This is a genomic window from Bradyrhizobium sp. CCBAU 45384 (assembly GCF_028128665.1).
GTDB lineage: Bacteria > Pseudomonadota > Alphaproteobacteria > Rhizobiales > Xanthobacteraceae > Bradyrhizobium > Bradyrhizobium manausense.
The window spans coordinates 38,692-59,311 of the sequence record NZ_LBIZ01000108.1; the positions used below are offsets into that span (position 1 = coordinate 38,692).

General features: G+C 63.5%; 17 protein-coding genes. 7 read left to right on the plus strand and 10 right to left on the minus strand.

The genetic code is table 11. The features are described 5' to 3' along the window. Positions 1-57: 57 nt before the first annotated feature. Complete coding sequence (locus XH80_RS43755) at positions 58-249, minus strand: hypothetical protein (protein WP_333968836.1); 192 nt, start codon at positions 247-249, stop codon at positions 58-60. Between the two features lie 780 nt (positions 250-1,029). Between XH80_RS43755 and XH80_RS18770 the strand changes: the two genes are divergently transcribed. Further along, entirely contained in the window at positions 1,030-1,539 is a 510-nt protein-coding gene (locus XH80_RS18770) for a D-glycero-alpha-D-manno-heptose-1,7-bisphosphate 7-phosphatase (protein WP_271599830.1), read from the plus strand. 254 nt (positions 1,540-1,793) lie between these two features. Here XH80_RS18770 and XH80_RS18775 read toward each other — a convergent pair whose 3' ends face one another. After that, positions 1,794-3,017, minus strand: a complete 1,224-nt coding sequence (locus XH80_RS18775) for a phenylacetate--CoA ligase family protein (RefSeq protein WP_271599831.1) — start codon at positions 3,015-3,017, stop codon at positions 1,794-1,796. Between the two features lie 86 nt (positions 3,018-3,103). Between XH80_RS18775 and XH80_RS18780 the strand changes: the two genes are divergently transcribed. Beyond that, positions 3,104-4,255 carry an AGE family epimerase/isomerase gene (locus tag XH80_RS18780; protein ID WP_271599832.1) on the plus strand — a complete coding sequence of 384 codons (1,152 nt, stop codon included), beginning with the start codon at positions 3,104-3,106 and terminating at the stop codon, positions 4,253-4,255. Between the two features lie 3 nt (positions 4,256-4,258). Here XH80_RS18780 and XH80_RS18785 read toward each other — a convergent pair whose 3' ends face one another. From XH80_RS18785 to XH80_RS18810, 6 genes are all read right to left on the minus strand, one after another. Continuing rightward, positions 4,259-5,098: an ABC transporter ATP-binding protein gene (locus tag XH80_RS18785; protein WP_220003119.1), complete on the minus strand. Its 840-nt coding sequence runs from the start codon at positions 5,096-5,098 to the stop codon at positions 4,259-4,261. A gap of 145 nt (positions 5,099-5,243) precedes the next feature. Then, on the minus strand, positions 5,244-6,527 hold the full coding sequence (locus tag XH80_RS18790; RefSeq protein WP_271599833.1) for an ABC transporter substrate-binding protein: 1,284 nt from the start codon (positions 6,525-6,527) through the stop codon (positions 5,244-5,246). 44 nt (positions 6,528-6,571) lie between these two features. Then, positions 6,572-7,645, minus strand: coding sequence for a branched-chain amino acid ABC transporter permease (locus XH80_RS18795; RefSeq protein ID WP_271599834.1), 1,074 nt, complete (start codon positions 7,643-7,645; stop codon positions 6,572-6,574). A gap of 3 nt (positions 7,646-7,648) precedes the next feature. Further along, entirely contained in the window at positions 7,649-8,542 is an 894-nt protein-coding gene (locus XH80_RS18800) for a branched-chain amino acid ABC transporter permease (protein ID WP_057749289.1), read from the minus strand. Between the two features lie 175 nt (positions 8,543-8,717). Next, positions 8,718-10,649, minus strand: a complete 1,932-nt coding sequence (locus XH80_RS18805; RefSeq protein WP_271599835.1) for a long-chain fatty acid--CoA ligase — start codon at positions 10,647-10,649, stop codon at positions 8,718-8,720. After that, positions 10,646-11,467: an ABC transporter ATP-binding protein gene (locus XH80_RS18810; protein ID WP_271599836.1), complete on the minus strand. Its 822-nt coding sequence runs from the start codon at positions 11,465-11,467 to the stop codon at positions 10,646-10,648. Before XH80_RS18810 ends, XH80_RS18805 begins: the two co-directional genes overlap by 4 nt. Positions 11,468-11,802: 335 nt before the next feature. Here XH80_RS18810 and XH80_RS18815 point away from each other — a divergent pair, with 335 nt between their 5' ends. From XH80_RS18815 to XH80_RS18825, 3 genes are all read left to right on the plus strand, one after another. Further along, a complete protein-coding gene (locus XH80_RS18815; RefSeq protein WP_271599837.1) occupies positions 11,803-12,477 on the plus strand; it encodes a Crp/Fnr family transcriptional regulator in 675 nt (224 codons plus the stop codon). Positions 12,478-12,609: 132 nt separating this feature from the next. Then, the gene (locus XH80_RS18820) at positions 12,610-15,933 is read left to right on the plus strand and encodes an adenylate/guanylate cyclase domain-containing protein (RefSeq protein WP_271599838.1); all 3,324 of its coding nucleotides are present in this window, start codon (positions 12,610-12,612) and stop codon (positions 15,931-15,933) included. Between the two features lie 21 nt (positions 15,934-15,954). Next, a complete protein-coding gene (locus tag XH80_RS18825; RefSeq protein ID WP_271599839.1) occupies positions 15,955-16,638 on the plus strand; it encodes a redoxin domain-containing protein in 684 nt (227 codons plus the stop codon). Between the two features lie 10 nt (positions 16,639-16,648). Here XH80_RS18825 and XH80_RS18830 read toward each other — a convergent pair whose 3' ends face one another. Further along, positions 16,649-17,488 (minus strand): uroporphyrinogen-III synthase, encoded by an 840-nt coding sequence (locus tag XH80_RS18830; protein WP_271599840.1) that lies wholly within the window; start codon positions 17,486-17,488, stop codon positions 16,649-16,651. Positions 17,489-17,648: 160 nt separating this feature from the next. On the opposite strand from XH80_RS18830, the gene purU reads away from it, so the two are divergent. Beyond that, complete coding sequence (gene purU, locus XH80_RS18835; protein WP_271599841.1) at positions 17,649-18,512, plus strand: formyltetrahydrofolate deformylase; 864 nt, start codon at positions 17,649-17,651, stop codon at positions 18,510-18,512. A 70-nt stretch (positions 18,513-18,582) separates the two neighbouring features. On the opposite strand, the gene XH80_RS18840 is transcribed toward purU, so the two are convergent. Then, entirely contained in the window at positions 18,583-18,867 is a 285-nt protein-coding gene (locus XH80_RS18840; protein ID WP_271599842.1) for a hypothetical protein, read from the minus strand. 522 nt (positions 18,868-19,389) lie between these two features. On the opposite strand from XH80_RS18840, the gene XH80_RS18845 reads away from it, so the two are divergent. Next, positions 19,390-20,574 carry an ABC transporter substrate-binding protein gene (locus tag XH80_RS18845; protein ID WP_271599843.1) on the plus strand — a complete coding sequence of 395 codons (1,185 nt, stop codon included), beginning with the start codon at positions 19,390-19,392 and terminating at the stop codon, positions 20,572-20,574. Positions 20,575-20,620: the final 46 nt, after the last annotated feature.

Consider the following 20,620-nt stretch of genomic DNA (forward strand, 5'->3'; position numbering starts at 1 on the left):
TGCATTGTTTGCCAGAGACGGCGCTCGCGCTGGTCTGCTTCGATCACTTTATTGGTCTCAACCGTCAAAGCTTTGTTCACGTTCACCGCCCAGGATGCACAGCCAGAATTTCTTTTCGGCGGTGACGAGAAGATGTTGGTACAGCGGATCGGCCTGGATTTTGATCTCGACCATTATGCTGCCGCCGGTGATGATGGAGGGAACGGCGCTGCGGGATGCGGTGACCCACATGTTGTGCTGCTGCGCCATGTGTTGCTCGGCCGCAGCTTCCTCAACAACGCCCAGCGCAGCATGAACTTGGCTTCGAAGACGGCGCCGGCCTGCTCGACGGTCCCATCAGGATCGCCGCCATGTATTTGTGGACGGGATGGCGAATACGATTCTGGATGTCCTTCACCGTGGGACCGCTCGCCCATACCAGGTGCGATTCAAGACCTCTGTCATAGTCCCGAGCTGGACGATCAGATTGTCCGAGAAATCCTGCGGCTCCGTTTCGCCGCGCTTCTCGCGCCACAATCGGATGAGGCTCTCTTGGCCATCCCCCCATGATGATCCGGGCGTCCGAGCCGCCGATGAATGCGGCGGTCATTTGGGTTGAACCTGATGATTTGATTTGACTCGTCTGCGCCATTCGTTTGAACCGTCGTCACCGGTATCTCCCACGCAAGAACAAGCGGCTGTACATGCCGCACTGCGCAGAGGCCTGCGTCCGCTAGGCGAGCTACCGGCGCGATAATCAGAGTTGGCGCCCGGTAGACTCAGTTTGCTCCAGCCGCAGGCGAGTGTCAGTACTTTCTGCAGCAGTTCGGCTTACAACGGGCATGGTCCCTGTTGTCACGCGCTTAAAGGCAAGGACGAAGGTTGACCAGCAACAAAGCGAACAAGACGAAGGCAATTTTGCGCCCCGGAGAACAGCAGGGTACAGGAGACGCGGGCAGACAAAGATGCTTTTAACCGCGCGAGCTGTTGAAATGGAGCAATGATTGTCGGAAGATCGGCGGTATTCCCTCCAACTTGGGTGAGTGATCTTTGAGGCGTCCAGCAGTTTTCTTTGATCGTGATGGCGTCCTCAACGAGGACGATGGCTATGCTTTTGATCCGGACAAGATCCGGTGGATAAAAGGAGCCCAACAGGCGGTAAAGGCAGTCAATGACGCCGGTTACTTTGCGTTTGTCGTGACGAACCAATCAGGAATCGCAAGGGGATTTTATGAGGAGTGGCATGTTCGCAATTTGCACGAATGGATGTCGCGTGAACTCGCTATTGTGGGTGCGCATATCGATGCGTTCGAGTTCTGCCCCCACCATCCCGATGCCGTGATTGAGCGATATCGTGTGCTCTGCAACTGCCGTAAGCCTCAACCAGGAATGATTGGGGCGTTGGTTGAGCGGTACGCAGTAGATATCAATGCTAGCTTCATGATCGGCGACAAGCAGAGCGACCTTGCTGCGGCGCAAGCGGCCGGAATTGCGGCCTATCTGTTCGATGGATCAAATCTCCATAGGTTCATTGCCCCGTTGTTGGCTGATCGGTTTTAGTCTTCAGTTAGGGCGGCGTCCCGGAGGCACGGGAACATAGGGTTGAGGGCGTGATGCTCACGACCTACGGGGCGCTTGATTGCTAAGTGGAGCATTAGCTCGACCGGCCGTACGCGAAGGAGCTCGGGGGATGAATAATGAGGATCGTACCCATATTGGCAAAAAGCAGGATTTATCGCTCGTCTATTTTGGACTTTGAGATGGTTCCGGCTCGTTCTTCATGTTTACTCGTTGGGCAACATTCGAAAGGGGGACTACCGCTCGTCCGCGATCACCTTGCCGTCGTTCGGGAGCGCCCCTGGGCTGACCAGCTCGACGGCGCCGCCGAGCTTGGTCACGGCCCGCAAGCTGTCGGCGACATCTTTACGCAGCACATCGTCTGATGCGCCCGTCTCAGCCTTCAGCGTCATCGCATCGGCCTCGCCCTGGCGGGTCACGACAAGGCGCAGCCTTCCAAGCAAGGGATGGCGTTTGCCGATCTCGGCGATCTGCTCGGGGCGAACGAACATGCCCTTGACCTTGGTGGTCTGGTCGGCGCGGCCCATCCAGCCCTTAATGCGCATATTGGTGCGCCCGCACGGGCTCGTGCCTGGCAGGGAAGCCGTGAGGTCGCCGAGTGCCAGCCGAATCCAGGGATGATGCGGATCGAGTGAGGTCACGACGATCTCGCCGACATCGCCCGGCGCCACCGGCTCGCCGGTGCCCGGTTTGACGATCTCCATGATCAGATCCTCGTTGACGACCATGCCATCGCGGGCCTCGGTCTCGAAGGCGATGAGGCCAAGATCGGCGGTGCCGAACGCCTGGTAGGCGTCGATGCCGCGCGCCTTGATCTCGGCCTGGAGGGAGGGCGGGAATGCTGCCCCCGACACCAGCGCGCGCTTGATCGAGGAGACGTCGCGGCCCGCGGTCACTGCGGCGTCGAGCAGGATCTTCAGGAAATCAGGTGTGCCGCTGTAGCCGACGGGGCGGTAGGCCTCGATCAGCTCGAATTGCTGCTCGGTATTGCCGGGACCGGCGGGAATCACGGCGCAGCCGAGCGCGCGTGCGGAGGAATCGAAGATGAAGCCGCCGGGGGTGAGGTGATAGCTGAATGTGTTGAGCACGATGTCCTGGGGCCGGAACCCGGCGGCAAACAGTGCCCGGGCGCCGCGCCAGGGGTCGGCCTGGCGTCCTTCCGGCTCGAAGATTGGGCCCGGGGACGTGAACAGGCGTGCGAACGACCCAGGCGCCGCAGCGACGAAGCCGCCGAAGGGCTGGGAGGCCTTGTGCAGGGCCGGCAGTTCCGACTTGCGCAGCACCGGCAGGCGGGCCAGCGCCGCTCTGGATGTCACCGAGGCCGGATCGATGCCCTTGAACCGCTCGGCATAGGCCGGTGCGGCCATGGCGCTGCTCAGCACCTCCGGCAGGCGGGCGAACAAATCGGCCTCGCGCGCCGCATGCTCGCGCGTCTCGAGGGTGTCGTAATGGGCGGTCATGGCAGATCTTTCCGGGTTGGCATCCGTTGCACGCAGCCGCTCGCATGGGTATCAGACGGCCATTGACTGGGCGCGGGGAGGGCGCGATGGCGGACGAGGGCATCATTCCGGTGGAGGAGACGGCTGGGGTCGTCGCGCGCCTGAGGCGCCACATGATCGAGGACGCGATCCCGCTGTGGTCGACCGTCGGCTGGGACCATCGGACGGGCGGTTTCATCGACCGCCTGCACCGCGACGGCACAGCTGACGCGGCCGCGCCGCGTCGCGTGTTCGTGCAGGCGCGGCAAATCTATTGCTACGCCAAGGCGGCGCAGATGGGGTGGTACCCGCAAGGCCGCGCCATCGCGCTGAAGGGACTCGAACACCTCTTGGCAAAAGCGAAGGCGCCCGACGGCAAGCCCGGCTATGTGCACCGGCTGACGCCTGATGGCGCGGTGCTGGATGCGCGGCGAGATGCCTACGATCACGCCTTCATCCTGTTTGCGCTGGCGACTGTCTATTCGCTCGACCGGGACGCGCAGGTCCGCGCCGAGATCGACGCGCTGCTTGCTTTCCTCGACGGCCATCTGCGCTCGCCGCACGGCGGCGTGCACGAAGGCCTGCCGGTCTCGCTGCCGCGCCGGCAAAACCCGCACATGCATCTGTTCGAGGCGATGATCGCGTGTTTCGACGCCACCCACGATCTGTCGTTCCAGAACAGAGCCGGCGAATTCTTCGCCCTGTTCCTCGCCAATCTCTACGACAAGCAGAAGCGCATCCTCACGGAGTATTTCGAGGAGGATTGGTCGAAAATCGAGCCCGTCAGCGTCGAGCCGGGCCATCAGGCGGAATGGGTCTGGCTGCTGAAAGGGTTTGAACGCATCACGGGCTGCCCGACGGGCACGCGGCGCGCAGAACTGCTTGCGACCTCGCTGCGCTATCGCGATGCGGCCACCGGCTGTCTCGTCGACGAAGGCGACGATGCCGGCAACACCCGTCGCGCGACGCGCCGGCTGTGGCCGCAAACCGAGATTGCGAAAGCGTGGATCGCGCAGGCCGAGTCCGGCGAGGCGGGCGCGGCGGAGGAAGCGCGCGCGGCGCTGGTGCGGCTCGAACGTTACTATCTCAGCCATCCCGTGCGCGGCGGCTGGTACGACCAGTTCGACGGCGACGGCAAATCGCTGATCGACACCATTCCTGCGTCCTCGTTCTATCATGTTCTCTGTGCGGTCACGGAAGCGGAGCAGGTGCTCGGTTGAGAATTAAAGCCAGCGCTTGCGCCGCTTGAAGCTCTTGAGGTTCTTGAAGCTCTTGCGCTGGTCGCCGGCGCCGCCAAGATAGAATTCCTTGACGTCCTCGTTGTCGCGCAATTCCTCGGCGGTGCCGTCGAGCACGACCTTGCCCTGTTCCATGATGTAGCCGTGGCTCGCCACCGACAGCGCGGCGCGCGCGTTCTGCTCGACCAGCAGGATGGTGACGCCGAGGTCGCGGTTGATCTTCTGGATGATGGAGAACACCTCCTTCACCAGCAGCGGCGACAGGCCCATCGACGGCTCGTCCATCAGGATCATCTTCGGGCGTGCCATCAGCGCGCGGCCGATTGCCAGCATCTGCTGCTCGCCGCCGGAGAGATAGCCGGCAAGGCCCGTGCGCTCCTTCAGGCGCGGGAAATAATTGAAGACCATGTCGAGATCGGCATCGACCTCACGATCCCTGCGGGTGAAGGCGCCGAGCCTGAGGTTTTCCAGCGACGTCATGTCGGCGACGATGCGCCGGCCCTCCATCACCTGGAAAATGCCGCGGCGGACGATCTTGTCGGGATCGATGCCGGCGATGGGCTCGCCCTCGAACAGGATCTGGCCGCGCGTGACCTCGCCATCCTCGGTCTTGAGCAGACCCGAGATCGCTTTCAGCGTCGTGGACTTGCCGGCGCCGTTGGCCCCGAGCAGCGCCACGATCGCGCCCTTAGGCACGTCGAGGCTGAGGCCGCGCAGCACCAGGATGACGTCGTCGTAGACGACCTCGATGTTGCGCACGGCGAGGAGGGGCGGTGCGGGGACGATGCTGGGCGTGGGGCGCTCGATGTGAGCCGTTTCGCTCATGGTCAGTTGCTTTCTCGGTGTCGTCACCCGCGAAGGCGGGTGACCCAGTATTCCAGAGACGTCTGAGGTTCACGGAGAAGCCGCGGCGTGCTGGATCCCCCGCCTTCGCGGGGGATGACAGTTGCGTGCGTGGTGAAAGCCGGCCTCACCAGCCCAGCAATTCCGGCTTGCGCGGCAGCTCGACCGTCTTGACCTTTTCGAGCTTGATCGTGCCCTTGGCCATGAGGTCGTTGAGATCGGCGTCGGTCGCGCCTGATATCTTGGTGCGATAGAGATCGACCTTCAGCGTGCCGCGATGGTCCTTGTCGGTCCAGGTCGAGGGATTGCAGACGCCTTCCATCCCTGCCGGCACCCAATCCTTCTTCTGATAAAAGCCCTTGGCGACGTTCTCGCCGGTGGCGCCGCCGTTCTTGGTGGCCCAGTCGAGCGCCTCCTTCATGTAGAGTGCCGAGCAGACCGCCGCGACGTAGTGCACCGGGCGATAGACCTTGCCCGAGGGGTCCGACATCTTGGAAATCTCCATCAGCGTCTTCATGCCGGGCGCATCGCCGTTCCAGCTTACGGCGGTGCGCAGCGGGAAGATCACGCCATCGGCGGCGTCTCCGGCCGTCTTGGCGGCGTTCTCGTCCATGCCCCAGACATTGCCGAGGAACTGGATCTCGACGCCCGCAGTCTTGCAGGCCTTCATCACCGAGATGTTGGAGGCCGCGGTGTTGCCGAGATAGGCGTAGTTGGCGCCCGAGGATTTCAGGCTCAGGCACTGTGCGCTGTAGTCGCCCGGGGCGAGTGCGAACACCAGTGGCGGCAGCACCTCGAAGCCGAGCTCCTGCGCCATGGCTTCGCCGGCGGCCTTCGGCGCGTTCGGATAGGGGTGGTTGGCGCCCATGTGCACGAATTTCGGCTTGCCGGGCTTGCCCTTGGCCTTCCAGTCCTCGGCCGCCCACATCAGCATCGCGCGCAGCGAGTCCGAATAGCTCGGGCCGTAGAAGAAATTATAGGGCGCGGGCTTGGCCTTGCCGCTGGTGCCTTCGGGATCGGTCAGCGCCGCAGCATAGGAGCCGGACATGTCGGGGATCTTGTCCTGGGCGAGGAAGCCGGTCAGCGCTTCGGTGTCGGCGGTGCCCCAGCCCATGATCGCGGCGACCTTGCCGTCCGGTGCCGACCATTTCTTGTAGAGCGCGATCGCGCGGGGCACCTGGTAGCCATAGTCGTTGGTGTCGAGGTTGACCTGCTTGCCGCCGATACCGCCGTTCTTGTTGACCCAGGCGAAGGTGTCGGCGACGGCCTGTCCAAACGGCGTGCCGACGTCGGAGGTGCCGCCGGAATAATCGGCGAGATGCCCGATCGCGATCTGCGCCTGCGCGCCTGCGGAGTATGCGGCAATCGCGAGCGCGAGCGATGCGGTGCTCAAAAGAGACTTCATCTTCATGGGTCGGTTCCTCCTGTTTATTGTTTAAGTGAAGTTGCCCGCGCTCAATGCGAGAACGGGTAGAGTTTCCAGTACGCCTTGATCTGCCGCCAGCGATGTGCGAGCCCATCAGGCTCGAACATCAGGAATGCGATGATGATCACCCCGATCGCGATCTCGCGCAGGAAAGTGATGTTGTTGTTGAGCGACAGCGCCTTGTCGATCGCACCGCCCTTCAGGTGCAGGCTGATGAATTCCATGGATTCCGGCAGCAGCACCACGAAGGCGGTGCCCATCAGCGTGCCCATGATCGAGCCGGTGCCGCCGATGATGATCATGGCGAGGAACAGGATCGAGCGCTCAATGCCGAAACCTTCCTGCGACACGACCTGCTGGTAGTGCGCGTAGAGCGCGCCGGCGATGCCGGCGAAGAAGGCGGCGAGACCGAACGACAGCGTGCGGTATTTGGTGAGGTTGATGCCCATGATCTCGGCGGAGAGATAGTGGTCGCGGATCGCCACCAGCGCGCGGCCGTCGCGCGTGCGCATCAGGTTGGTGACGAGGATGTAGCTCGCCAGTACATAGGCCAGCACGACGTAGAAATACTGCCTGTCGCCGCGCAGCGTGTAGCCCAGAATGGAGAACGGCTCGGCGCTCGCAGGCACCGAGCCGCCCGAAAACCATTCCGCGCGGGAGAAGAAGTCGAGCAGGATGTATTGCGCGGCCAGCGTCGCGATGACGAGGTAGAGTCCCTTCAATCGGGCCGCGGGGATGCCGAAGATCAACCCGACCATCGCGGTGACGAGACCAGCGAGCGGGATCGCGAAGAACACCGGAATCGGCGCGTTGTTGGAGAGATAGGCCGAGGTGAAGGCGCCGAGCAGGAAGAAGGCGGCATGCCCGATCGAGATCTGGCCGGTGAAGCCGACCAGGATGTTGAGGCCCAGCGCCGCGATCGAGAAGATGCCGATCTGGATCAGGATGCTGAGCCAGTAGCCGCCGAGGACCTGCGGCACGAGGCAGAGCAGCAGCACGCCCGCGATCGCGAAGTTGCGGCTGGTCGTGGTCGGGAAGATCGTGGTGTCGGCCGCGTAGGAGGTGCGGAAATCACCAGCAGGGATGAGGGCAGGGCCGGCCATGGGTCAGATCCGCTCGATGTCGTGGGTGCCGAACAGGCCGTAAGGCTTGATCATCAGCACGATGATGAGGACGTAGAACGGTGCGATCTCGTAGAGATTGCCCCAGTGCAGATATTGGCTGTCGACATATTGCGCGACGTTCTCGAGCAGGCCGATGATGATGCCACCGAGCACCGCGCCGCCGACGGAATCGAGCCCGCCGAGGATCGCCGCCGGAAACACTTTGATGCCGTAGGCGGCCAGGCCCGAGGACACGCCGTTCACCACGGCGACGACGACCCCTGCCACCGCCGACACGGTGGCCGAGATCGCCCAGGCCATCGCAAACACGCTCTTGACGGAAATGCCGAGCGACTGCGCGACTTGCTGATTGAACGCGGTGGCGCGCATCGCAAGGCCGTACTTCGAGGCGCGGAAGAACCAGGCCATGCCGATCATCATCGCGAGCGAGACGACAAGGCTCATGACATAGACGGTCTGGATCTGGAGGCCGAACAGTCCGACGGACTGGCTCTCGAACACGCGCGGGAACGGCTGCGGATTGACGCCGAACATCCATTTCAGCGTCGCCTGGAGCACGGTGGAGAGGCCGATCGTCACCATGATCACCGAGATGATCGGCTCGCCGATCATCGGGCGCAGGATCAGGACCTGGATCGCGATGCCGAACACGAACATGAACACCAGCGTGATCGGCATGCCGATCCAGAACGGCACCTGGTATTTGGCGAGCAGCGCCCAGCACACCCAGGCGCCGACCAGCAGCAATTCACCTTGCGCGAAATTGACGACCTGGGTCGCCTTGTAGATCAGCACGAACGACATCGCGACCACGCCATAGAGCGTGCCGACCACGAGACCGTTGACCAGGAGCTGGATGAGGAAGGCGGTGTTCATTTATGGTCTCCTGATGCACCCACATCGTCATTGCGAGCGCAGCGAAGCAATCCAGCATCTTTCCGCGGAGACGGTCTGGATTGCTTCGCTGCGCTCGCAATGACGGAGTGCATATGCGATAGCCCTGCCGCCTGCGGGGGAAGGCGAAGGCGGGCGCCGTTCGCGACGGACTGCATCACTCCGCGGCCTCCGCCATATGCCCATGCCCGCCGAGGTCCACCACGCGCAGCGTCGTTCGTACACGTTGCGTGGTGCCGTCCTGGAAGCGGATCACGGTGTCGACGAGGATGTCGGGATCGCCGCGGTAGATCGCGTCGATGATTTCAGCGTATTTCTCGTTGATGACGCCGCGGCGCACCTTTCTTGTGCGGGTGAGCTCGCCGTCGTCGGCATCCAGCTCCTTGTAGAGCAGCAGGAAGCGCGAGATGCGTTGCGCCGGCGGCAGCGTGGCGTTGACGGTCTCGACCTCCTTCCGGAGCAGCGCGTAGACCTCGGGGCGCGAGGCAAGGTCGCTGTAGGTGGTGAAGGAGAGGCGGTTCTTCTCTGCCCATTTCGAGATGATGGAATAGCGGATGCAGATCATTGCCGCGAGCGCGTCACGTCCGGCGCCAAGCACCACGGCCTCGGCGATATAGGGCGAGAATTTCAGCTTGTTCTCGATGAATTGCGGCGAGAAGCGCTCGCCGCGCGAGGTCTCGGCGAGATCCTTGATGCGGTCGATGACCACGAGCTGCCTGTTTTCGTTGAAATAGCCGGCATCGCCCGACAGCATCCAGCCGTCCTTGATATCGGCGATGCTCGCTTCCGGGTTCTTGTAATAGCCCAGGAACATGTTGGGGTGCCGCACCACGATCTCGCCGACGCCGTGGATGTCGGCATTGTCGATGCGGATCTCGATAGTGTCGGCCATTGGCACGCCCGTGGTGTCAGGGTCGACCTTGCCTTCGGGATGCAGCGTGTAGGCGCCGAGCAATTCCGTCTGGCCGTAGAGCGTGCGCAGCGGCACGCCCATGGCCTGGAAGAACTTGAAGGTGTCGGGCCCGAGGGCCGCGCCGCCGGTGGCAGCCGAGCGCAGGCGGGTGAAGCCGAGGCGGTCGCGCAGCGCGCGGAACAGGATCGCGTCGGCGAAGCCGGAGCGCTTGCCCTGTTCGAGCGCGGCAAGTCCCGACTTCATGCCGATGTCGAACAGGCGCTGCTTGAAGGGCGTCGCATCCATGACCTTGGCGCGGACATCGGCGGCGATCGATTCCCAGACCCTGGGGGCAAAGAGCACGAATGTCGGCGCGATCTCGCGCAGATCGTTCATCATCGTATCGGGCTCTTCGACGAAGTTGATCTTCATCCGGCAAAGCAGGCCTTTGCCGAGCACATAGACCTGTTCCATGATCCAGGGCAGCGGCAGCACCGAGACGTATTCGTCATCAGGGCCTTTGGGGTCGAAAGCCAGATAGGTCGCGCAATGGCCGAGCACGCGGCCGGCGGCGAGCATCGCGAGCTTTGGATGCGAGGTCGTGCCTGACGTCGTGCAGAGGATGGCGACGTCCTCGCCCTTGGTGGCATCGACCAGGCGATCGTAAAGCTCCGGCTCGCGGGTCGCGCGAGCGCGGCCGAGCTCGGCGAACTTCTCCGCCGACATCAGCCGCTGGTCGTCATATTTCCGCATGCCGCGCGGATCGGAATAGATGATGTGCTTGAGATCAGGCACGCGCTCGGCCAGCGCCAGCAGCTTGTCGACCTGCTCCTCGTCCTCGGCGAACACGAGCTGTGCCTCGCCATAATTGAGGAGATAGGAGGCTTCTTCATCCAGCACGTCGCGATAGAGCCCTAGGCTCAATCCGCCGATCGCGTGGGTTGCTACTTCTGCCGCCACCCAATCCGGCCTGTTATCGCCGATGATGCCGATGACGTCGCCGCGACCCAGGCCGAGCTCAACTAGGCCGAGCGCGAAGTCGCGCACGCGGGTCTGGTAATCGTTCCAGGTGAACGGACGCCAGAGACCGAGATCCTTTTCGCGCAGCGCAATCTCGTTGCCGTGCTCCTTGGCATTGAGCCGCAGCATCTTCGGATAAGTGTCGGCCTGGGCGACGCGCCCTGCGTAATCCATCATGCCGCGCTCTCCTGCGCCGGCGGCGCATCGTCGGGGTCGACCAGCGCCTCGTCCTCTTCGCCGAGATAGGCGCGCTTGACGTGGGGATCGGCGAGCACCGCGGCGGGATTGCCCTCGGCGATCTTGCGGCCGAAATCCAGCACCATGACGCGGTGGGAGATATCCATCACCACGCCCATGTCGTGCTCGATCATCACCACCGTCATACCGAACTCCTCGTTGAGGTCGACGATGTAGCGGGCCATGTCCTCCTTCTCCTCGAAATTCATGCCGGCCATCGGCTCGTCGAGGAGGATGAGGCGCGGCTCCAGCGCCATGGCGCGGGCGAGCTCGACGCGCTTGCGCAGGCCGTAGGGGAGGGTGCCGGCGGTGGCCTTGCGCACCGACTGGAGGTCGAGGAAGTCGATGATCTCCTCGACCTTGCGGCGGTGTTCGAGCTCTTCCTTGCGTGCGCCGGTCAGCCAGTACAGCGATCCGGTGAGGAAATTGTTCTTCACCAGGTGATGGCGGCCGACCATGATGTTGTCGAGCACGCTCATATGGTGGAACAGTGCCAGATTCTGGAAGGTGCGGCCGATGCCGAGCTTGGGGCGCGCATTCGGGGTCAGCCCCGTGATGTCGCGGCCCTGGTAGAACAGCTGGCCTTCGGTCGGCTTATAGCGGCCGGAAATACAGTTCACGATGGAGGTCTTGCCGGCGCCGTTGGGGCCGATGATCGAGAACAGCTCGCCCTCGTTGATGGCGAAGCTGACGTCGGTCAGCGCGCGAACGCCGCCGAACCGCAAGGACACGCCGCGCACTTCGAGACTGGTAACCACCAAACAAATCCCTCCCGCTGATGGCGCATTCTGCGGCGCTCTTCGTCGGTACCTTCCGGGCGATCCTAGTACGGCTGTGTCGGTGAGGCCATGCAGCACATGGTCCCGACCGGAGCCGCACCGCCTTCGCCCGTTTGGGATCAAAAGCCGCATCGCCCGAGGTGGTTCTCAATAGGGGAAAGCGCTATTTTGAAATGTCTCCGGCCTGACAATTCTGCGACAAAGTTTTTCGGACCGAGGCGGCCTTCATCTTTCGTCGGATGGGAGCCTGAACGATGATGTTGCGATGCAGCATAAGAACGGGGTGACGACACGGTGCGGCTGACTTCGGGATCATGATTTCAGAGGATCAACTGAGGCGAGTCGCCGCCTGGTCGCGCGAGCTCACGCCAGCGGAGATCGAGATCGCCCGCGCCGGGATCACCGAACGCTCCTATGGCACCGGCGAAACCGTGTTCATGCGCGGCGACAAGTTCGACTATTGGGCCGGCATGGTGAGCGGCCTCGCCCGCATGGGCGGCGTTTCGCGCGACGGCAAGGAGACGAGTCTTGCGGGGTTGACGGCCGGCGCCTGGTTCGGCGAGGGCAGCGTGCTCAAGAACGAATTGCGTCGCTACGACGTGGTCGCGCTGCGCGACAGCCGAGTCGCGCTGATGGAACGTAGCGCCTTCATGTGGCTGTTCGAGAACAGCGTCGGCTTCAATCGCTTCCTGGTGCGCCAGCTCAACGAGCGGCTCGGCCAGTTCATCGGCATGCTCGAGGTCAACCGCACGCTGGACGCCACCGCGCGCCTTGCCCGCAGCATCGCCTCGCTGTTCAACCCGATCCTCTATCCGGAATCGACCGCGCATCTGGAGATCACGCAAGAAGAGATCGGAGCGCTCTCCGGCATGTCCAGGCAGAACGCCAACCGCGCATTGAACCTGCTCGAGAAGGAGGGGCTGCTGCGGCTCGAATATGGCGGCGTCACAATCCTCGATGTCGAGCGGCTGCGCGGATATGGGGATTAACGCGCATTGGGGTGGGTAGACCGGTCGCCCGCTTGCTCTTCCGCGCCGCCGGGACCATTGTGGACCACATCGTGGGCCATTCAGTATGGCCCATCAAATCGTGCGATCGCGGCTTCCGCGAGGTCTTGAGCCATGACGTGCTCGGGTTGCGGTTTCGAGGTCCAGGCCGGCTTTGCCTTCTGCCCGAAGTGCGGCACGAAGCAGCCGAACGCATGCCCTGGCTGCGGCTTTCCATGCGCGCCGGATTTCGCCTATTGCCCGAAGTGCGGCGTCCTCGTCTGTGAGGTCTCCACGGGCAGCGGGCAGGCATCGGCGCGGACGAGCCCGAGCACGGTGCCGATCCGGTCCTCCTCTCCGCCGCTCGCGCCGACGGCCGAAGCTCTAGCCGCATTTCGACCTCTCTCGGGCGAGGTCGAGAGCGAAGCGAACCGCCGCACCATCACCGTGCTGTTTGCCGATCTCAGCGGCTTTACTGCGATGAGCGAGCGGCTCGATCCGGAGGTTATGCAGACCCTTCAGAACGAATTGTTCGAGGAGTTGACGGCCGCGGTGCAAAGCTTCGGCGGCTTCGTGGACAAATTCATCGGCGATGCGCTGCTTGCTCTGTTTGGTGCACCGGCCGCACACGAGGACGACCCGGAGCGGGCGGTCCGCGCTGCCCTCGATATGATCGGCCGGACGGCGCGTCTCAGCGAACGCGCAAAGGCATATGCCGGCTCACCCCTGCTGCTCCATGTCGGCATCAACACCGGGCACGTCGTCGCGGGCGGGCTCGGTGTGGGCGCTGCCAAATCCTATTCGGTGACCGGCGACACCGTGAATACCGCCCAGCGGCTGCAGTCGATGGCGGCGCCGGGCGAGGTGCTGGTCGGCCCGTTGACCCACCGTCTGACGCGGCACGCGTTCTCCTACGAATCGCTTGGCGAGGTCTCGCTCAAGGGCAGGATGGGCAGCGTTCTGATCCATCGCTTGAAGGAGCCGCTCGACACGCCGCGTGCGGCACGAGGCCTCGAAGCGCTGGGCCTCAATGCGCCGGTGATCGGCCGCGACGCAGAGCTTGCGCGCATGATCGGCAGCCTTGATCTGGCGTGCGGCGGCGCGGCTCAACTGGTGCGCCTGGTCGGCGAAGCCGGCATCGGGAAAACCCGCCTGGTCAGCGAATTCGTAGCCCGCATCCGCGATGACGATCGCTTCGCAGGCGTGGCGATCCGGCAGGCGGCCTGCTCGCCGCTCGGCGAACAATCCTATGGCACGCTCGCCGCAGTGCTGCGCAGCGCCTATGGCATCGCGCAGAAGGCTGGCGCCACGGAGGCAGAGGCGAAAGTCGCCGAAGCGCTGTCGGAGCTTGGCCTCGCGACGCACGAGGCCCACCGCCTGATGCCCCTCTATCTGCACGTGCTCGGCCTCGGCGACCCCGGTGCCGTGCTGAGGCACGTCGAGCCCGAACAGCTCCGCCGGCAGATATTCTTCGCGATCCGCACCATCTTTGAACGCCGCCTGGCACTGTCGCCGCTGCTGATCGTCGTCGAGGACCTGCACTGGGCCGACGCGGTGTCCCTTGAAGCGTTGCGGTTCCTGATGGACCGTTTGGAGCGGACGCGGCTGATGCTGCTGTTCACGCATCGGCCGACGCTGGAACTGGACCAGTTCGGTTCGAGCAAAATCAGTCACGCAACCCTTCGGCTACCCCAACTTGGCGAGGTTGACGGACAAAGATTGCTCGCGGCCTATTTCATTCACGGTTGGCGTGAACCGCCGGGACGCCTGTTCAGTCGTATCCTCGATCGCGCCGGCGGCAATCCGCTTTTCATCGAGGAGATCATCCGCGGCCTGATCGAAGCCGGCGCCCTGGAGCGTGACGGCGCGCTATGGCGGGTGAAGTCGGATGAAGCCGCCGCGGACATTCCGGCGAGCATCCAGGCTTTGTTGCTAGCGCGCCTCGACCGCTTGCCGCACCAGGTGCGCCGCCTGGCACAGGAGGCAGCGGTGATCGGCCCGCGCTTTGATGCGGCTGTTCTCGGTGCTGCGGCAACCGATCCGGCAAGGGTTGATACAGGGCTCGAACTTCTGTGCGAGGTTGAGATCATCGAGGAGATCGCGGGCTCGAACTCGATTTCCCTGCGGACCTACCGCTTTACGCAAACCATGCTTCAGGATGTGATTTATCAAAACCTGCTCCTGCAGCGCCGGATCGAGCTTCATGAACGGATTGGTGCCGCGCTGGAGCGGCTTTATGGTGATGAGCCGGAGCGCCTCGAAGATCTCATACTGCTCGGACATCACTTCAGTCTGAGCGCGAGCAGGCCGAAAGGGGCGCGCTATCTGCGCGCCGCCGGCGATCGCGCACGCGCAAGCTACGCCAATGACGATGCCCTTCGATTCTACCAGCAGTCGCTCGAAGTACTGTCGACCGGCAGCGAATGGGAGCCGGAACGCCTCGTCCTGCACGAGCGCATTGCCGACCTCTGTCGCGTGGCTGGCCGCCGAAGCACGGCCGAGGAGCATTATCGATGCGCGCTGGAGCGATACCGCGCGGCAGAGGACCGCGTCGGCGAGGCGCGAATTCTTCGCAATCTCGGCCGATTGTTGTGGGACGCCGGCAAGCGCGTCAACGCGGAGGCGCACTATGCCGAGGCGGCAGAGCGGCTTGCGGGGGTCGACGCGCCGATCGAGTGGGCACACCTCCTGCAGGAGCGCGGCCGTCTGGCGTTTCGCGTGGGTGATCACGTCGCTGCCGCGCGATGGGCCGACGAGGCGCTCGGTTACGCGCGCTCTGTGTCGGTGGACGCGGACGGTCAGGCCGGCATCGAGGCGGCGCGCGCCATTGCGGAGGCGCTCAACACCAAAGGGGTTGCGCTGGCGCGGCTTGGGCAACACCAGGATGCAGTGCATGAGGTGGAGCAAAGTGTCGCGTCTGCCGAAGCCGCCGGCCTCCTCAATGTGGCGTGCCGCGGCTACACCAACCTCGGAGTGCTCTACACGATCATCGACCCGGCGCAAGCCATCGACGTATGCCGGCGTGGGCTCGATGTCGCTCATCGCATCGGCGATCTCGGCTTCCAGGCGCGCCTTCTCGCCAACTTTTCCGTCGCCTGTTGCACCTTCACGGACAGATGCACCGATGAGGGGGTGCCGGCTGCCGAAAAGGCGATCGAGATCGACCGTGCGCTCGATCAGCGCGAGCATCTCCCGGTTCCCTTGATCGTGCTCGGGCAGATCCATCAATGCCATTTCCGGCCTGACCTAGCCATGGGCTGCTACCACGAGGCCATCGAGGTCGCGAGTGAGACCGGTGAGCCGCAGCAGCTCTTTCCATGCTATGATGGTCTTGCGACCTTGAATCTTGATCGAGGCGACCTGCCGGAGGCCGAGCGTTATTTCGCGCTGGCCCATGATGTCTGTGAGCGGCATGGGCTCGATCCTGCTGGGCTGATCGTACTGCCGTTTCTTGACTAGCCAATGTGAGGGAGTTCAACCATGTCAGATCGTCATGTCGATGGACCGCTTCAACCGGGTGATCGCGCACCGAACGTCGTGCTGGAGGCCATCACACGCGAAGGGAAGATCGCGCTCGAGGATTACCGCGGGCATCGTCCGATATTGGTCGGCTTGTTTCGGGGCCTGCACTGCCCATTCTGCCGGCGCCACATCGCGGCGCAGGCCCAGCTCGACGGCGCGCTACGCGGAAGGGGCATTGAAAGTCTCACGATCGTCAATACGCCGGCCGACCGGGCGCGGCTCTACTTCCGCTATCATCCCCTGCCGAACTTGCTCGCTGCCTCCGACCCCGAGAGGGTCTCGCATCGTGCGTTCGGTTTGCCCAATCTCGAGTTCACGGAGAACGAGACCGATTGGCCGCGCAAGGTCGGCATGGATGTGCTCATGAGCATGCCACCAGTCGATATGCCCGGCGAATTGCCTGGGCCGATGGCGCGTCCGGCGGCCGCCGAGTACCTCAACAACAAGGACGGCTATGAGATGACCGAAGCCGACCAGCGCATGGCGGCAGGCGGCACAGGCCAATTGTTCGGCCAATTCCTGCTCGATCGGGAAGGGATCGTGCGCTGGACGTTCACCGAGGTTCCGGATGGCGGCCGGCGCATGTTCGGCGCGCCGAGCCATCAGGAGCTGATGTCGGCCGCCTCGCAGGTGGCAAGCTAGGCAAGGAAGGTCAGCTCGCCGTCCTCGGCTGCCTTTCCGCCAGCGCCGCCGCCATCGCCGAGATCAGCGGGCGCATGAAAAAGGCTTCATCGGCCGGCGAAACGTCGGTGCGCAAACCATGCGCGGCGAGTTCGCCGGAGACGGCCGGTCCGACTGAGGCGATCAAGGTCCGCTCAAACCCCGCGCGCAGCTTCGCTTCGCTGCCATGCGCCTTGGCCGCCTCGATCAGCCGGCGGACCTGGCCAAGATTTGTCAGCGCGATGGAGTCGATGCGTCCCTCCGCCATCTCGTCGATGGCGGCGACGATATTGGCGTCCGCGGCTTTGGAGTCGTAGACGTAAGGCAGCACCGTATCGACCTCCGCACCTTGCGCCGTGAGTGCGCCGGTCAGCGCCCTGTGGTCCTTGTCCGGATAGAGCTGGAGGCCGAGGCGGTGCCCCTTCAAGTCGAGCTTGCCCAGCATCTCGATCACGCCTTCACTGGTCGGCTTCTCGGTGGTCTGCTGCGCCTCGAGCGCGATTTCACGCAGCGCCTTGCCGGGTTTCGGCCCGCGGGTAAATTTTCGCGATTTGGCCAGTGCCGCGACAAAGGCTTGGTCGAGCCCGCGCGTGCGCGCGAGCTTCATGATCCGCCGCAGGCCTTCACCGGTCATCAGCACGAGGTCGTCAAACGGCTTGTCGATGGCGCGGCGGATCCAGGCTTCGACCGGGGCCGGGTCCGGCGCATCCTGAATGGTGAACATCGGGCATTGCACGACCTCGGCGCCTTGCTCGGCCAGGAGCTTCGAGAACTGCGCCTCCTCGCGGGTCTCCAGAATCAGGATGCGGGTGCCGTTCAAGCGGTCGGCCATGGGCGTGCTCCGTTCAGTCCAATTTCGCAATCGTCCATTCATCCTGACTCCGTCGTCGGGATTGGCGCAAGGCCAGCCACAGTGCTAGAGCAGGGCGCAAATCGCGGGTCGTTCCGCGCCGCTGCCCAATCTTTCGTCAAGAGCCATCTCTTCAACAGCCATGCCCGATCATCAATACGTTCTGACCCTGTCCTGCCCGGATCGTCCCGGCATCGTCTCGGCGGTGTCGACCTTCCTGGCGAACTCCGGACAGAACATTCTCGACGCCCAGCAGTTCGACGACGTCGAGACCAAGAAATTCTTCATGCGCGTGGTGTTCACCGCGGCTGATCTCGCCGTGGAACTGGCGGCGCTGCAGACCGGCTTTGCCGCGATCGCCGAGCGTTTCGGCATGGAGTGGCAGATGCGCGACCGCGCCGCGCATCGCAAGGTGATGCTGCTGGTGTCGAAGTCCGACCATTGCCTGGTCGACATCCTCTACCGCTGGCGCACCGGCGAATTGCCGATGAGCCTGGCCGCGATCGTCTCCAACCACCCGCGCGAGGTCTATGCCGGGCTCGATTTCGGCGAGATACCGTTCCATTATCTGCCAGTCACCAAGGAGACCAAGCGCGAGCAGGAGGCCCAGATCCTCGATCTCGTCGCCAGGACCGGGACCGATCTCGTGGTGCTCGCCCGCTACATGCAGATCCTGTCGGATGATCTGTCGGCAAAACTGTCCGGACGCTGCATCAACATCCATCACTCGTTCCTGCCGGGCTTCAAGGGCGCCAAGCCCTATCACCAGGCCCATGAGCGCGGCGTGAAGCTGATCGGCGCCACCGCCCATTACGTCACGCGCGACCTCGACGAAGGCCCGATCATCGACCAGGACGTCGAGCGCATCAGTCATCGCGACACGCCTGAGGATCTCGTTCGCAAGGGCCGCGACATCGAACGCCGCGTGCTCGCGCGCGCGATCCGCTATCACCTCGACGACCGCGTCATCCTCAACGGCCGCAAGACCGTGGTGTTCGTGGATTAGCGAATGGTGAGTGGCGGGTAGCGAATAGAAAAGGGGGCATATTCGCACTCCCTATTCGCCATTCGCCACCTCAGTGCACCGCCTCGCCCGACGTGGATCCGGTCGCGCCCTTCTGCGCCTGCTCTTCCTTGTCGCGATCCGCCGCCGGCATCAGCCGCTTGCGCTCGCGTTCCTTCATGTAGGCGTCGTATTGCGGCGTGCCCCGCCGGGGCGGGGCATCCGCCGGCAGGCCGCCGGCCCATTGCGGGATGTAGTCGCCCATGCCGGCCGAGAGCTTTTCGTTGACCGTGCCGCAGCCGGACAGGCCCGCGGCGAGCGCGAGCAGGGAGACGATGAAACGGAAACGTCTGGACATGGTCGGATGCAGCAATCGGGACGAGGGACCGGGCGCCGGACGAGCGGCGCGGTCGGAACCGTAGCCTTCAACAAGGTAAAATAGGCTTATTCGAGATAGGTATCATAACACTTTGAAGATAAGGCGGATCGGCTCTCCCCGATGTCCGGATTCTCCAAGTGAAAGACGACATTCTCCATCCACGCCGGCGGACGCATTCCTAGACTGCAGCCGTCGGCTCGTGACAATCTGCTTGGCCTGCGCGAGGGCTTTTTCGTTGACAGGTCCATTTCATTTGTACAATCGTACAAATGAAATGGACCGAACTCGGGGGCTCGGGTTACCCCGACGTAACCGCGACATCGCTTCCAATCTTGGTTAACCGAACGCGCGGGCGTTGCGCCGAATGGTCGCCAAACGTCCGATTGACAATGACGGCCCGAAAGACGCCATGTGGCGCGCGATATCGCGCATGCGCGGGCTAAAGTGAGGCAAGGATCGGGGCACTCGGTCCACCGCAGGAATGAAGGGGAGGGACATCTGATGTTCGAACACAAGACGTTTTCTCGGGCGGCTGCCATTGCCGCCATCGCGGGCCTTGCGGGCCTCTCACCGGCCAGGGCGGAAGACACCGTCAAGATCGGCCTGATCCTGCCGATGACCGGCGGCCAGGCCTCGACCGGCAAGCAGATCGAGAACGCGATCAAGCTCTACATGCAGCAGAACGGCGACACCGTCGCCGGCAAGAAGGTCGAGATCATCGTCAAGGACGATGCGGCGATCCCGGACAAGACCAAGACCGCCGCGCAGGAGCTGATCGTCAACGACAAGGTCAACTTGATCGCCGGCTTCGGCGTCACGCCGGCGGCGCTCGCCGCGGCGCCGCTTGCAACGCAAGCGAAGATTCCGGAAATCGTGATGGCAGCGGGCACCTCCATCATCACCGAGCGCTCGCCTTACATCGTGCGCACGAGCTTCACGCTGGCGCAATCCTCCACCATCATCGGCGACTGGGCGGTGCAGAACGGCATCAAGAAGGTGGCGACGCTGACCTCCGACTACGCGCCGGGCAACGATGCGCTCAACTTCTTCAAGCAGAATTTCACTGCCGGCGGCGGCGAGGTGGTCGAAGAGGTCAAGGTGCCCCTGCAAAATCCTGATTTCGCGCCGTTCCTCCAGCGCATGAAGGATGCCAAGCCCGACGCGATCTTCGTGTTCGTGCCGGCCGGTCAGGGCGGCAATTTCATGAAGCAATATGCCGAGCGCGGCCTCGACAAGGCCGGCATCAAGGTGATCGGGCCGGGCGACGTCACCGACGACGATCTCCTCAACAACATGGGCGACGCCGTGATCGGCACCGTGACCGCACATCTCTATTCCGCGGCCCATCCCTCCCAGATGAACAAGGACTTCGTGGCGGCGTACAAGAAGGCCTTCAACAGCCGTCCCGGCTTCATGGCGGTCAGCGGCTATGACGGCATTCACCTGATCTACGAGGCACTGAAGAAGACGGGTGGCGACACCGATGGCACCAAGCTGGTCGAAGCCATGAAGGGTCAGAAATGGGAGAGCCCGCGCGGCCCGATCTCGATCGATCCGGAGACCCGCGACATCATCCAGAATATCTATATCCGCAGGGTCGCAAGGTCGAAGTCTGACGGCGAACTCTACAATGTCGAGTTCCAGGTCTTCGAGGCCGTCAAGGATCTCGGCAAGACCAAGAAGTGACCCGCGAAAAGCGGGTCATCCCGGGGCGCGCTTAGCGCGAACCGGG

What these genes read in the sequence shown, in the direction of transcription:
- XH80_RS18830 (WP_271599840.1), bottom strand. Translation starts at nt 17,488, where the DNA reads ATGGCCGACCGCTTGAACGGCACCCGCATCCTGATTCTGGAGACCCGC.
- XH80_RS18815 (WP_271599837.1), top strand. Translation starts at nt 11,803, where the DNA reads ATGATTTCAGAGGATCAACTGAGGCGAGTCGCCGCCTGGTCGCGCGAG.
- XH80_RS43755 (WP_333968836.1), bottom strand. Translation starts at nt 249, where the DNA reads ATGGCGCAGCAGCACAACATGTGGGTCACCGCATCCCGCAGCGCCGTT.
- XH80_RS18805 (WP_271599835.1), bottom strand. Translation starts at nt 10,649, where the DNA reads ATGATGGATTACGCAGGGCGCGTCGCCCAGGCCGACACTTATCCGAAG.
- XH80_RS18780 (WP_271599832.1), top strand. Translation starts at nt 3,104, where the DNA reads ATGGCGGACGAGGGCATCATTCCGGTGGAGGAGACGGCTGGGGTCGTC.
- XH80_RS18785 (WP_220003119.1), bottom strand. Translation starts at nt 5,098, where the DNA reads ATGAGCGAAACGGCTCACATCGAGCGCCCCACGCCCAGCATCGTCCCC.
- XH80_RS18840 (WP_271599842.1), bottom strand. Translation starts at nt 18,867, where the DNA reads ATGTCCAGACGTTTCCGTTTCATCGTCTCCCTGCTCGCGCTCGCCGCG.
- XH80_RS18820 (WP_271599838.1), top strand. Translation starts at nt 12,610, where the DNA reads ATGACGTGCTCGGGTTGCGGTTTCGAGGTCCAGGCCGGCTTTGCCTTC.
- purU (WP_271599841.1), top strand. Translation starts at nt 17,649, where the DNA reads ATGCCCGATCATCAATACGTTCTGACCCTGTCCTGCCCGGATCGTCCC.
- XH80_RS18795 (WP_271599834.1), bottom strand. Translation starts at nt 7,645, where the DNA reads ATGGCCGGCCCTGCCCTCATCCCTGCTGGTGATTTCCGCACCTCCTAC.
- XH80_RS18825 (WP_271599839.1), top strand. Translation starts at nt 15,955, where the DNA reads ATGTCAGATCGTCATGTCGATGGACCGCTTCAACCGGGTGATCGCGCA.
- XH80_RS18790 (WP_271599833.1), bottom strand. Translation starts at nt 6,527, where the DNA reads ATGAAGATGAAGTCTCTTTTGAGCACCGCATCGCTCGCGCTCGCGATT.
- XH80_RS18845 (WP_271599843.1), top strand. Translation starts at nt 19,390, where the DNA reads ATGTTCGAACACAAGACGTTTTCTCGGGCGGCTGCCATTGCCGCCATC.
- XH80_RS18775 (WP_271599831.1), bottom strand. Translation starts at nt 3,017, where the DNA reads ATGACCGCCCATTACGACACCCTCGAGACGCGCGAGCATGCGGCGCGC.
- XH80_RS18800 (WP_057749289.1), bottom strand. Translation starts at nt 8,542, where the DNA reads ATGAACACCGCCTTCCTCATCCAGCTCCTGGTCAACGGTCTCGTGGTC.